10 protein-coding genes and 2 pseudogenes are annotated in these 12,356 nt (G+C 58.5%); 9 read left to right on the forward strand and 3 right to left on the reverse strand.

The genetic code is table 11. The features are described 5' to 3' along the window. Window positions 1-23 precede the first annotated feature (23 nt). The 3 genes from CI41S_RS15395 to CI41S_RS15410 all read right to left on the reverse strand — a co-directional run bounded on the left by CI41S_RS15395 (window position 24) and on the right by CI41S_RS15410 (window position 4,190). Window positions 24-857, reverse strand: a complete 834-nt coding sequence (locus CI41S_RS15395) for a YopT-type cysteine protease domain-containing protein (RefSeq protein ID WP_139481512.1) — start codon at window positions 855-857, stop codon at window positions 24-26. A gap of 561 nt (window positions 858-1,418) precedes the next feature. Continuing rightward, window positions 1,419-1,838: a DUF7694 domain-containing protein gene (locus CI41S_RS45335; protein ID WP_139481513.1), complete on the reverse strand. Its 420-nt coding sequence runs from the start codon at window positions 1,836-1,838 to the stop codon at window positions 1,419-1,421. 2,133 nt (window positions 1,839-3,971) lie between these two features. Next, the gene (locus CI41S_RS15410) at window positions 3,972-4,190 is read right to left on the reverse strand and encodes a hypothetical protein (protein WP_139481514.1); all 219 of its coding nucleotides are present in this window, start codon (window positions 4,188-4,190) and stop codon (window positions 3,972-3,974) included. A 395-nt stretch (window positions 4,191-4,585) separates the two neighbouring features. On the opposite strand from CI41S_RS15410, the gene CI41S_RS15415 reads away from it, so the two are divergent. The 9 genes and pseudogenes from CI41S_RS15415 to CI41S_RS15455 all read left to right on the forward strand — a co-directional run. Continuing rightward, window positions 4,586-4,885, forward strand: coding sequence for a hypothetical protein (locus CI41S_RS15415; RefSeq protein WP_244626531.1), 300 nt, complete (start codon window positions 4,586-4,588; stop codon window positions 4,883-4,885). A 158-nt stretch (window positions 4,886-5,043) separates the two neighbouring features. Beyond that, window positions 5,044-6,513: an acetyl-CoA carboxylase biotin carboxylase subunit gene (locus tag CI41S_RS15420; RefSeq protein WP_139481515.1), complete on the forward strand. Its 1,470-nt coding sequence runs from the start codon at window positions 5,044-5,046 to the stop codon at window positions 6,511-6,513. A gap of 1 nt (window position 6,514) precedes the next feature. Further along, window positions 6,515-7,018 carry an acyl-CoA carboxylase biotin carboxyl carrier protein subunit gene (locus tag CI41S_RS43500; RefSeq protein ID WP_172626760.1) on the forward strand — a complete coding sequence of 168 codons (504 nt, stop codon included), beginning with the start codon at window positions 6,515-6,517 and terminating at the stop codon, window positions 7,016-7,018. Window position 7,019: 1 nt separating this feature from the next. After that, window positions 7,020-8,627, forward strand: a complete 1,608-nt coding sequence (locus tag CI41S_RS15430; protein WP_172626761.1) for an acyl-CoA carboxylase subunit beta — start codon at window positions 7,020-7,022, stop codon at window positions 8,625-8,627. A gap of 488 nt (window positions 8,628-9,115) precedes the next feature. Beyond that, the gene (gene trpD / locus CI41S_RS15435) at window positions 9,116-10,123 is read left to right on the forward strand and encodes an anthranilate phosphoribosyltransferase (RefSeq protein ID WP_139481517.1); all 1,008 of its coding nucleotides are present in this window, start codon (window positions 9,116-9,118) and stop codon (window positions 10,121-10,123) included. Between the two features lie 258 nt (window positions 10,124-10,381). Next, window positions 10,382-10,564 carry a hypothetical protein gene (locus CI41S_RS15440; protein ID WP_139481518.1) on the forward strand — a complete coding sequence of 61 codons (183 nt, stop codon included), beginning with the start codon at window positions 10,382-10,384 and terminating at the stop codon, window positions 10,562-10,564. A 279-nt stretch (window positions 10,565-10,843) separates the two neighbouring features. Continuing rightward, on the forward strand, window positions 10,844-11,368 hold the full coding sequence (locus CI41S_RS15445; protein ID WP_244622205.1) for a flavin reductase family protein: 525 nt from the start codon (window positions 10,844-10,846) through the stop codon (window positions 11,366-11,368). 7 nt (window positions 11,369-11,375) lie between these two features. Further along, window positions 11,376-11,489 (forward strand): annotated as a pseudogene (locus tag CI41S_RS44365) (site-specific integrase); the annotation flags it as partial. A gap of 373 nt (window positions 11,490-11,862) precedes the next feature. Further along, window positions 11,863-12,346, forward strand: a pseudogene (locus CI41S_RS15455) (GSU2403 family nucleotidyltransferase fold protein); the annotation flags it as partial. Window positions 12,347-12,356 lie beyond the last annotated feature (10 nt).

The following is a 12,356-nucleotide window of genomic DNA, read 5'->3' on the forward strand; positions in this document are numbered from 1 at the left end:
GGTTGGTTAAAAGCTCCGAACGCTCAGGCCATCCTTTGTGTGACGACCGTCGATATATCATGTTGGTTCGGGTTCCTGTAACGCTCGGCGAGACTTTTGAACACCTCACCCATCTGATCGGACCGAACAGTAAACTCCCCATAATTGGGATCGAAGAGGGTCGTCATTCCATTCGATGTCGACGTTGCGATTGTGTGTCCGCCACCTGCGGCGAAGCGCAAGCCGATTAAATAGATCGACGGATCGGCGGTGACTTCGTTCACTATCTGGGCAATGCGTGAAGATGAGCCAAACCTGTATCGCGTCTGTTCGGCGGAGGGTTGCAAACCCGCTTCATGCAGCATTGTGCTTCTTGCCTGAAGGTTGTGAGAACCTGCCGCCCCATCGTTCCGCAACAGAGTCTTGATTTCTGCATATCGCTGCTGCCGCGCTGCCGCCGAGGCATGGTTTTGGGCGCCCGGGTGCAGAGCGCTCATGCGGGATGAGGGGCTGCTGTGGAGATTGAGTAGCCACTCCGCCGCCAAACCAACGCAGATACCGTTGACATTGGCCCCAGGCAATTCAGCGGTCCTGTATTCGAACAGAGCACGGATCGGCCGAGCCGGAGAGGATGAACTGGAATCGGAGGACAGGGAGGATGTGCTGGAGTCGGAGGGGCCTGGACTGTAAACATTTGCGTCTGAGGTATGTGGCCTGCTGCAGCAGCTCCCCATTTGGTCGGGCAACTCGCCATCTGACAGGCTCTCCTGCTGCGCGCATTCCGCAAGTTCTTGCGCAAAGCTGCCACTGTCCACCGACAGACCCGGTTCATCAGCCCGATTGGAGCCTATGGATTGTCCGCTCACTCGATTATACATGTTGGTTCGCCTGCCTCTTCAGCGCACGTTTCCTCAGAGCGAGTGCGGGATGCTCATGCTCTGCCTGTGAAGGATATTGCCGCAAGCTGACGACGAGCTGACGAGCCCACAAGCTTGGAAACGATATCGTTCATGTCCCCTATTGGAGGCACACCGTTTTGATCGCCAGCTCTGTTCCAGGCGGGGGCTGGGGCTGACAAGCACGCGGTCCCGCTTGAAGTGGTGCCCGCCCTCGATACGACTTCCGTTGCTGCTCCTACCCCACGTTCAACGCGGCTTTCCACAAGCACTGGCCTGAACGCCGCCAAGATCTAATCCAATCCCATCATGCCCACAATGAAAGCAGCCGCGGTGATGCATATGAGACAACTCTTGCGGATTTAGCGAACTTTAACGGCCACCTGCGCGGCGGCAGGATTTCCGGCTGCGCCCCCCGCACGTTGCAACTGGCAGAAAAAGCCCGATATGTCCGCCGATCGCGCTGCCTTCCGGCGGCGCAGAACCGACCTTTCTGCGCTGTCCCAGCGCCCTCTTCCAAGCGGACGCTGTTGATGCAACCCGTCATGCTGTCGCACTCATCCGTGCAAATAACATTGCCGCTTCGGATGGTCCTAGCCCAACTATGCCTACAAAGCTCGGCGGCGGCATTGGGATGTCCCGATGAGTAGGTTTCCACAGGTGCAGGCAATACCGGCTGTTGTTCACATATTGCGAATGAGGCGGATGCAGTTGCATCACGCACTCCTCTTCATCCCAGAACAGGTCTTTTACGAAGCTCATCTCTTCCCAGTTTGGACAACGCCGCGGCGTCGAGACAGCGACGTGCTCCCAACTAGGACGAACTAATCCACTGATCTTGAGTTCACACCCGCAAGGCCCCTGCACAAGAAACAAGCCGCAAGGGCCTGATCCAGGAACGCTGGCGAACTGGCCGTATCTTACCCGGCCGGCCTCAAGCTTTTCTATGATCTGCGCTCGCACGTCCCCTCCTTTGCCTCGCGGATCGCTTTGAAGTCGACGTAGATGACGTTGTCTGGCGACTGATTAACCGGCGCCACCTCGGTCCTCAGCCCAGCGTTCCAAAACCACTCTTCAGCGAACCATCTGCTGAGAAAGACGCAGATGTCCATCATCACTTGCTCTCCTAACTATTGGTTTTCGAACGCTCACATCGTGTTTGAGGACGCGACGAACGCTCTCATTGGCCCCTTGATTGCGTGGCCGCACACGATCCGCTCGATACGAATCGGCCACAGTTATACACCCATGGTTAACCCGACGGCTGGCCCCGGTGGACGACTTCGTCACCGCGTCGAGCCTCACGTGGGCCATCTTGCTCATCTATGCTGACAGGCCTGGCCTCTCATCGCCGAACAGCGCCAGCCTTCAGGCAGATCAGCCTGTGAGCCTTGGCACGTCAAAACAAGTATTCATTGCTTTACCCGTGCAGATCAGCTGGTGATGTGCCTGGGCATATGAAATGGGCCGAGGCCGATCATGGCCCATCAACTCTTCGCCGATGGACCGATTGTCATCCCGGCGGCTCCATTTGATCGCATGCGATACCCGCTTGTAGATTCCATTATGGCTCGAAAACCGCGCGCGCTGCCGCCACTATGATTCGAAAGGGACGGCGCCTCGGTCCGTGCTGCCATGCGGGCACTCGATAGGTCGCAGCACTCGCTTCTCGTGGTTTGAAACAGTGCCAATGCGTCATCTATGTGACCATGGTCAGGCTGTAAGAGCGCAAACTCGAACCAGCTCGCATCGGAGCTGCAGACGGCTCAGCCGAACATGTCATTGAGTGAGCTGCCAACATCTCACCCTTCTTCCATCTCAGCGGCTCTTCGTCAGCTAGCGGTCAGGGAAGGAGACTAGCCTGGCTTATTGCCTCAGACTCAACTGCGATCAACAGCGATCTTTCAGAGCGCATTGTCGCCGTATGTGGCTGGCGACGCACCTACTGGCGTTGGCTTTCAGACATCGGTGTCGCGAGTTCGACCATGGGCAGCTAGTCCATGGCGCTGAACGCGACAAATACCATCTTTCTTTTGTCAAAGCGGCGCCGGTTAGTTCTCCGTTCGTGGCATGCTGATTGCTGTGGTGAAGAAAACGAAGCGAACAAGACGCGCCACATGCGATCGTCAATTCACGACGGGCTATTTGTGCGGTCCGGAGCGCTGCAACGCTAAGTAGGGCCGCGATTCGCAAGGTGTTCCGTCTGAGCGACGATACGAACAGAATTCTGACACTCGAGCCTTGAAGGAAGACTGGGAAACTCATGAGTGATACGAGACATCCAAACACGAGCCTATTTCCGTGGGCCAGCGCGTCGTGTGATGAGTGATGCACTGGCGTACACCAAAGCACCCCATGATCACGCACTATGGCGCTGATTGCGGATCTTGGCCGGCGCAAACGAAATGGAACCTGTGGCTACTGGCCGCCTTGCTCCTAAACGCGCTGCTCTGGGCCGGTATTTGGTGGATCATCGCAGCGCTCCTGTGAGCGAAATAGGCTTGACGGCGGTGCTCTCGACAATGGTGCGGCACACGAGGGCTTCGCGACCCCTCGTATGCCGCGACTGTTCCGATCCAATCGTGCGGAGGATGGAGCAGGCGCACCTCCAGTTTGGCAGTGGAGACCTCTTTCCTTGACTTGTTTCAAGTCCACACTTGGCTCGACTACCTCGACACGACATGCGGCCCTCTCGCGACGCAAACGAAATAGGCGAGATAAGAGGACGGCGCCTCGAATCGGCGGACTGATATGACCCGCCAGGATATCGGCTGACGTCGGCTATTACCCGCGCCCAGATGCGCAACTAAAGCCGGAAACGTACTTTGCGAAGCCCGCGCAAGAATGGCGACAGGGGATCGCATCGCCGGCCTCGCCAGCGTCGCGATCCCATCGCGACAGGAGCAAGCTGTCATATCGACATATTGCACGCGCCCCCCTCCCCCGTGATCCGACGCCCCGCCATACGGCTCGGCTCACCCCGCGTACAGAATGCAACAGACTTGGCCGCGCCAAGCGCGAAGCGACCTTTGCTCCACCAATGAAATTGCGAGCCAATATATGCGCTTGACGCGGCTGCCCGAGCGCAGCGAGCCCTTACAACTCATAGTCGGACAACGTATCGTTCTCGTTTTTGCCGGCCTGCCAGTCTTGGGCACGCCGCGCTAGCTTATCGTATTCCATGGCAATCTTCAGAAGCCGATCTCTGGATTTGCCGTAAGCGAGTGCTTCGGCCTTTTTTCGTGTTGCTTGCGCACGGCTTCGCCAGTGATCTGGCTCGTAGAGCTTACTTTTCGGATTCATGGTGGTGAGCATGCAATTCTCAGATCAAAGAAATGCGACAACGGCGCTACGTACAATTACGTAACAGCGATGCTTATCTCGTTGGTTACACTGCCGCGCGCCATACATGGCCGCTTGTAGCAATACTATGTGGGCTCTTCCACCCGAGGCGGCTAGCGCACGCGTTCGTGTCAGAGAAAACATGCACATTCCAAACATCTTCGGACGATTGAGCCCACGAAGGGGCTTGAATCGCTCGTTGCGTCAGATTGTACGATCCTGGACAAGTAGGGACCACCTTCGACAATCTAGACGCCTCCTGACAAATAACGAGAACCGCGCACCCGGGCCCAATTTCCGGTCGTCAGGTCATCTTGCGTTTGGCGCAGGGAGCAACAACCGCTGTCCCACCGGCTTGAAAGGATATCATGACCCAAAACCCACGGCTCCGTTCGGCTTCGCTTCTCAATGCCAACTACCGCGCGATCGCTCTTGCTATCGCAATGTTCGCCGTAATCCCCGAACAGGTGAATGCGCGCGACCAAGCGCCGACCGCGGAAGAGAAAGAGGCTTGCATGGAGGACGTGTTCCGACTGTGCAGCAGCCACATACCTGATCGTGTCGCCATTACCTCTTGTCTCCGATCAAAGCAAGCGAGCCTCAGCCAGCAGTGTCGCTACGTGATCTCCGTTCGAGATACTGGCAAGAAGAACGGCGACTCAAAGTGAGGGACCGCCAGCCGTGAGCGTGCCGATCAGCTCACACTCAGAAATGGATCCAGCCTGATTCTTCCACCGAGGCAAGCGATCAAGCGCGGGCCGTCGAGAGTGGCACCAATTGCACAACTGACAGAAGCTCTGGCCACAGCGCTTGTCCGGGTAGGCGAATGCACACATTACCCTTCGATACGGTTCTAATCGCCAATAGGGGCGAGATAGCTGCACGAATCATCAAAACGTTACGGAAGCTTGGACTTCGTTCTGCAATTGCCTACCACGAGGTAGACGCCCTGACCCCGGCCGTCTCCATGGCCGACTTGGCGATTCCGATCAGCGGCCGCACGCCGGTGGCGAGCTATCTGGACATTGCACAGATCATCGCTGCCGCTCGCGAGGCGAACGCTGGGGCTCTGCATCCGGGTTATGGATTGCTTTCCGAGAGTGCGGAGTTCGCCAGAGCTGTGATCGAGGCTGGCATTACCTTCATCGGGCCTGCTCCGGTAGCCATTGAACTCATGGGGGACAAGATCCGGGCCCGCAACTTCGTTCAGCGCAACGGCTTTCCAGTCCTTCCCTGCGCCATCGAAGAAGATGATCCGACGACATTTGTTGCGAGAGCGCATGCTGTTGGATTTCCTTTGCTCGTGAAGCCGACACTGGGCGGTGGGGGCAAGGGCATGCGGATTGTCCGCGACCCAAATTCATTGGAAGCAGCCATCGAGCAGGCGCGCAGTGAAGTGCGTCGCTACTTTGGAGATGGCCGACTTTATGTCGAACGATATCTCGAAATCCCGCGACACATCGAAGTGCAGGTGTTGGGCGACGCCTTCGGTAACTTGGTCCATCTCTTCGAGCGCGAATGTTCGGTGCAGCGCCGTTTCCAGAAGATCATAGAGGAGACACCCTCGCCCGCGTTATCACCAGAATTGCGGACACGGATTTGCGAAGCCGCGGTCGGCATCGCCCGTGCAGCGCAATATCAAAATGCTGGAACGGTTGAGTTCATTCTCAGCGAAGGCGACTTCTACTTTCTCGAAATGAATACCCGCCTTCAGGTCGAGCATCCAGTGACCGAGATGGTCACTGACGTCGACCTGATCGCCGAACAGATTTATGCCGCAGCGGGCTGCAAACTTGCTTTTTCGCAATCCGATATTGCCTCGAACGGGCATGCGATCGAGCTCAGGCTGTACGCAGAGGCTCCCGAACGCGGATACGTCCCAACCACTGGCAAAGTGCTTCTTCTCGAGTATCCGGACGGCGTACGGATCGACAGCGGCATCATGCGAGGCCAGGACATCACGCCGGCGTTCGATCCGATGCTTGCAAAGATTATCGCGCATGCACCAAGCCGCATAGAGGCTGCTCTGCAGGCCCATCGCGCGGTTCGAGAACTTGTTCTACTTGGGTGTGAGACCAATGCAAGCCTACTCGCCCGGGTCCTAGCTGACGAGGCATTTCTCAGCGGTCAGTTCCACACGGGATACCTTGAAGAAAACCCGCATCTGGCAGCGGACAATTTTGCTACCGGATTGTCTGCGTTCCTGGCATCGGCCGCTCTGCTGACGAGACCGGTGCGTGCTTCCGCTGACGCCGTGCCTGAGCTTCACGCAGCACTCGGCAGCTGGAGGAATTGACGTGTATCACTCATTCGAGGTCGACCGCGTAGAGCATAGGCTATGGCTTTCGACCAGCCAGCAGGGCTATCGGCTCCATTTGCGCGACCAAGTGATTGCCCCCGTCGCGTTCACACATCACAGTGAGAGCAGCGGCATCCTGACCATTGCGGGGGAGAGCGAACCGGTCAGGTTCGCCATCGATGGCGACCTGATTCACCTGCATATACGCGGCAGAACCCGCATTGTGCGCTACAATGACCCGTTGCGAGCGCTCACTTCCTCGAATGACGAAACACGCCCTCTAATCGCCCGTGCGCCGATGCCTGGCACAGTTGTTGCGACTACCGTTTCGCCTGGCCAATCAGTCTCGGCGGGAATGGCGCTGATGATGATTGAGAGCATGAAGCTGGAAACGATCATACGCTCACCACAGGACGGCATCGTCGATCGGATTCACGTCAAGGAAGGCGAAAGCTTCGAGCGTGACGCTGTGCTGGTCACGCTCTCCGAGGAAGGGCGCTGAAATGCAGCGGATCGGTTCCGTAGCGGACGTTAACTCGCAAGCGTTTCGCCGCAACGATTTCCACAACAGACAGCTAGCGGCCGAATTGAAGGAACGGCAACGCGCTGCCCGCTTCCACCGGCCTGAACGGGACTTCGAGCGACTGCGTCGACAGAACAAACTGTTTGTTCGCGAGCGACTCGCAGCCTTGCTCGATCCGGAAACTCCGTTCCTAGAGCTTTCCACGCTGGCCGCTAACAAGGCATATGATGGCGAGGTGCCCGGCGCCGCGCAGGTCGTCGGCATCGGCATTGTGGCGGGCCGGGAGGTGATTGTTCATGCCGACGATGCCAGCGTGAAAAGCGGCGCATGGTATCCGCTCTCGGTCAAGAAGATTGTGCGGGCCCTGGATATCGCCATGGAAAACCGTCTGCCGGTGGTTCATCTGTGCGACTGCGCCGGGGGGTTCCTGCCTTTGCAGGCGGAGTTCTTTGCGGATCGCTACCACGCCGGTCGAATACTCCGCAATCAATCCATTCTCTCGAAGATGGGAGTGCCGCAGGTCGCCATCGTCATGGGCCACTGCACCGCGGCAGGGGCCTACGTCCCCGCGCTTAGTGAATACAACATTATGGTCGAGGGTACGGGAGCGATTTTTCTCGGTGGCCCCCCGGTCGTAAAGGCTGCCACCGGCGAACACGTGTCCGCCGAAGATCTGGGCGGCGCCCTCATGCATACCAACGTGTCGGGCACCAGTGATTACGTCGCAAGCTCCGAGATGCATGCAATTGCGATTGCCCGCGACGTCGTCGCTCGGCTCGGCCAACCGGCGAACACCTGGATCGATCGAGTGGCTTCTGAGCCGCCCGCTTACGATGCTTCCGAGCTCTACGGTATCATTCCAAAGGACACGCGAGCGCAGTTCGACATGCGAGAGATCATTGCTCGTCTGGTCGATGGCAGCCGATTTCATGAGTACCAGCCGCGTTATGGGACATCCCTCGTCTGTGGCTTTGCGCGGCTTCATGGATATCAGATCGGGATCCTTGCCAATAATGGCGTGCTGTTCAGCGATAGCTCGCTGAAGGGCGCTCATTTCATCCAATTATGCGACAAGAATCGGACGCCCCTGCTCTTCCTCCAGAACGTCACGGGCTTCATGGTTGGCCGCGAATATGAGCGGCGTGGGATCACCAAGGACGGCGCTAAGCTGATCATGGCTGTGTCCGGAGCGTCCGTGCCAAAGTTTACGATCGTTTGCAATAGCTCGCACGGAGCGGGCGCCTACGCTATGTCGGGACGCGCGTTCGATCCTCGATTTGTGTTCAGCTGGCCTAACTCTCAGATATCTGCAATGGGCGCCGAGCAGGCCGCAGGCGTCCTCACCCACGTCAAGGCGCGACAGTTGGCTCGCGCGGGCGGACGCCTCTCCGCGCAGGAACTGGCAGCCATTCGAGAGCCAATTCTTGAAGAATATCACGAACGATCGAGCGCCTATTATGCAACCTCCGAAATTTGGGACGACGGCATCCTGGATCCTGTCGACACCAGAACCGCCCTCGCAATTGCATTGAGCGCCTCGCTCAATGCGCCGATCGAGGCGCCGCAGTACGGCGTGTTCCGGCTGTAAAGCAGGACCGCACGCGGGATGCAGCTTGAGATATCCCACCTTCCGCAATCGTCAGCAGGAAGAGTTCGATGATGGCCGATCCGTGAAAAGCCGTAGAGCACAGTGTTCGTGACGTTCTATGCACCTTCACCTGCAATCTGGCCGGCTACTTTCTGGTAGCCATGAGGTCGGGCCTCGACCCGAAGCAGGTAATGGAAGCTCGCTTCAACGCTCGACGACGCGGCGCCCGCAGGCCGCAGGCTTCCGAGGACCAGATCGGATGAGCTGTCCTGACAGCATCATAAAATGGAGAGCTTGACCCTCACGTAGCGTCAGGTTGTAGCCTCAACCTAGGGCCCCGCGCCCCACCAACCGATACGCAAGGTCAATAAAGTATCAGCCGCCCGGGATGGGGCCGGCAGCTGCTTCGATGCACCAATGCCATGTCTCTTCAACGCCCCCGTTGAACGGACGAGCCTCAGCTTTGGACAGGGATCGTGGAAAGTTCGATGGAAGCGCTTAAATCAATCATCGGCAAAGTTGCCAGCGGCGCCACTCTGACGCGTGAGGAAACCGCGTTAGCCTTCGACAGCATGATGTCGGGACGCGCGACCCCTTCGCAGATCGGCGGCTTGTTGATGGGAATGCGGGTCCGCGGCGAAACGGTCGAAGAAGTTACCGGTGCAGCCTCGGCGATTCGAGATAGAATGCCCCGGGTCAAGGCGGCATGCGATCCCATTGATATCACGGGCACGAGCGACGGCCCCATGTGGTCGGTCAACGTGTCGACATGCGCCTCCTTTATCGTCGCCGGGGCCGGCGTTCCTGTTGCTAAGCATGCGAACCGCACTGCGTCCTCAGGTTCGGGCGCCGCAGAGGTGTTGGCTCGCCTCGGCGTGAAGATCGACCTTGAGCCTGAGGCAGTTGCGCGTTGCGTGCACGAAGCTGGCATCGGCTTCATGTTTGCGGCGCCCCATTATCCGGCGATGCAGCGCGTTGGCCAGATTCGGAGCGCACTTGGGACCCACACGATTTTCAATCTAATCGGACCTTTGTCCAACCCGACCAGGGTCAAGCGGCAGATCGTCGGGGTATTTTCTCGCGAATGGGTCCAGCCTCTGGCGTATGTGCTGAAGAACCTTGGTGCGGAATCGGCATGGGTGGTTCATGGCTCCGACGGACTCGACCAAATAACCCTTACCGGCCAGACCTTTGTCGCAGCGCTTGAGGCGGGTACAGTCCGCACGTTCGAAGTGACGCCGGAAGAAGCCGGTTTCCGCCGCTGCCGCAAGGAGGCGCTGGAAGGCGGCGATGCCGACGCCGCCGCGCTCCAAAGCATGCTCTATGGTGCGCCAAGTCGATTTCGCGACGCCGCGCTTTTGAATGCAGCGGCGGCTTTGATTATAGCCGGTCGGGCCTCGACGCTGCAGGAGGGCGTTGCACTTGGGAAAGATTCACTTGATCGCGGCGCCGCGGCCGCTCGACTGAAGCGCCTGATCACGGTTTCCAACGCGTGACAGCCGAGTTGGCCAACGTTCTGACCACGACCAACGCTCATGAGGGCGAAGGGATCGCGGCCTGCGAACACGCGCTGCTTCTGCGAGCTTTCGAACACGATGTTGCCGCCCGTCCGCGCCTTGATCAAACAATTCGCCTTAAGCAGGCGGCACGAGAGCCACCCTTCTTTAGCGACAAGAGCCTGTTGCGGCACACCGTTGAAGTCAGAGCCCGCGACGAAGTGGTCGTGCGCCGCGCTCCAAGGGAGACAATCTGGAATGTCCTCACAGGATATGGAAACACTCGGATCCATTGCAACGATAGAACACATCATTCGAAAGTTTCGGGAATTGATCGACACGGACGGCTCGATCCCGCCGGAGCTACGAGGTGCGCTGCACGCGACGCTGGATGAGCATCTTCTCGATGCGAAAAAGCGTGTTCTCTTGAGAGTAAATTAGCGTGCCTATGCATGCTACATGCGGAAAAAATCCGGCCGGACTGTCCATGGATTCGGCGTCGCGATCGATGCAGCGGGCAGAATTGCCTGTCGCCGCTGCCACGTGCATCAACAGGGCACTCCCAAGCGGGAAACCTCCTCGCGCTGAACTGCCCGGCGAGAGGAGCAACCATTGGTTGCGCGATATGATACCGTGCGACCAACAGCAGGCGCAAATGGATCAAGGTCATCCGCGCGTAACGGTGACACCAGAATTGGAATAAAACTCCAGAGGCAGGTCATGAGCCACCAGTCCCCTCCTAGAATTCGGGATATTCCATCTGTCCAAGCGACCGAGTTCCGTCAGGCCATGCGAAATCTGGCGAGCGGTGTCGCCATCGTGGCGACCGGAAAGGACGCCGAACGACGTGGACTGACGGTTAGTTCGGTGACCTCCATTTGCATGGAGCCACCGTGCCTGCTCGTTGGCATAAAAGGCGGCTCGGAGACGCATGACGGGATACTCGCCAGTCGCAGCTTTGGAGTCAGCCTTCTGAGCAGTGACCAGCAGGACCTTGCGCTACGTTTTGGCGGTCAGGAGGGGGCGAAAGGTGTTCACCGCTTCGATACCGCGCCCTGGAAACAGGGCGTCCTCGATGTGCCGCTATTGCCGAACGCATTTTGTGCGCTCGAATGCGTCTTGTACGATCACAAGGTGATTGGCACACATACCATCTTTATCGGACGAATTATCGCGACCCGCGTAGGCCGCGGTGATCCATTGATCAACTTCCGGGGCGCGCTTCGAACCTTGCTGCTTGATTGAGTGCAATTTCCCTTACAAGCACCGTTCGGTGAGTACGGCGTTCACGCGAGCCTGCGACGAGTTAAAGATCGATGACCTGCATTTTCATGATCTGCGTCACGAAGGCACATATCGTATTTTCCCGCGAGCCGCGTCCCCGCGCCAGTACAAAAGGTGAGCTACCCGCTCAAGCTGGACAACTCTTGATGCGAACAAGAGCGCGCCCGAGGCAGGCATGGACCACAAGAGGTCGGAATCGGGCGCGCTGATTCGACGCCCCGAACCAAGGTTAACCAGACCGGCACCGGCGCCGAGCGATCGCAGCGCTATGTCAGGCCGGATACGCCAGAACTCCTGGAGCGCATCGCCTACCACCGGGAAGTTCGCGAAGGCGAACCGAGCGCCGGGCGCTTGTCTCCACGCTGGTCCGTTCATTCAGTTTTCCTCGCCCCATTCCCGAGATCGGCGATCTGGTCGCGGCACTTGCCGAGGCGGCAGTCTTTCGCCTTCGCGGCGTGCTCGTCGGGACGATCGCCTACCAAGCCTATGCTGCGATGCTTGGCGCTCGCCTCTCCGCCGGCTCGCTGCAGACCGAGCAGTTCAAGAATGTCTCGGTCGCGGTCGAGGACTCCACGCCGCCCGTTCTGGAGGTGTTAAAGGAAGTCGACAAATCTTTTCGTGCCGTTCCTCACGCATCTGATGGCCGCCGCGCGACCAGCTATGTCGCCAAAGGCGGCTTGCGCGTCGACTTTCTCACGCTCCCATCAGGGCAGAGAGACCGCCCGCCCCCAAAAGCTGTCTGCCCTAAACGCAGACGCCGAGCCGTTGCGTTTCCTGGATTTTCTGATCCGCGATCCCGAGCCCACGGTCATCCTGCATGGCGCCGGCATCTACGTGCACGTGCCGGCTCCGTCGCGTTACGCCGTCCACAAGCTCATCATCTTCCCCAGGCGCCAGACGGTTTTGCAAAGCGCGAAGGACCTGCAGCAGGCCGAGGCCTTGCTTGCGG

Origin of the sequence: Bradyrhizobium ivorense (assembly GCF_900696085.1) — a bacterium.
Lineage (GTDB): Bacteria > Pseudomonadota > Alphaproteobacteria > Rhizobiales > Xanthobacteraceae > Bradyrhizobium > Bradyrhizobium ivorense.

Bases quoted from the DNA above. Each gene is read 5' to 3' on its own strand.
- CI41S_RS15395 (WP_139481512.1), bottom strand. From the start codon at position 857: ATGTATAATCGAGTGAGCGGACAATCCATAGGCTCCAATCGGGCTGAT.
- CI41S_RS15410 (WP_139481514.1), bottom strand. From the start codon at position 4,190: ATGCTCACCACCATGAATCCGAAAAGTAAGCTCTACGAGCCAGATCAC.
- CI41S_RS15415 (WP_244626531.1), top strand. From the start codon at position 4,586: ATGACCCAAAACCCACGGCTCCGTTCGGCTTCGCTTCTCAATGCCAAC.
- CI41S_RS15420 (WP_139481515.1), top strand. From the start codon at position 5,044: ATGCACACATTACCCTTCGATACGGTTCTAATCGCCAATAGGGGCGAG.
- CI41S_RS15430 (WP_172626761.1), top strand. From the start codon at position 7,020: ATGCAGCGGATCGGTTCCGTAGCGGACGTTAACTCGCAAGCGTTTCGC.
- trpD (WP_139481517.1), top strand. From the start codon at position 9,116: ATGGAAGCGCTTAAATCAATCATCGGCAAAGTTGCCAGCGGCGCCACT.
- CI41S_RS15440 (WP_139481518.1), top strand. From the start codon at position 10,382: ATGTCCTCACAGGATATGGAAACACTCGGATCCATTGCAACGATAGAA.
- CI41S_RS15445 (WP_244622205.1), top strand. From the start codon at position 10,844: ATGAGCCACCAGTCCCCTCCTAGAATTCGGGATATTCCATCTGTCCAA.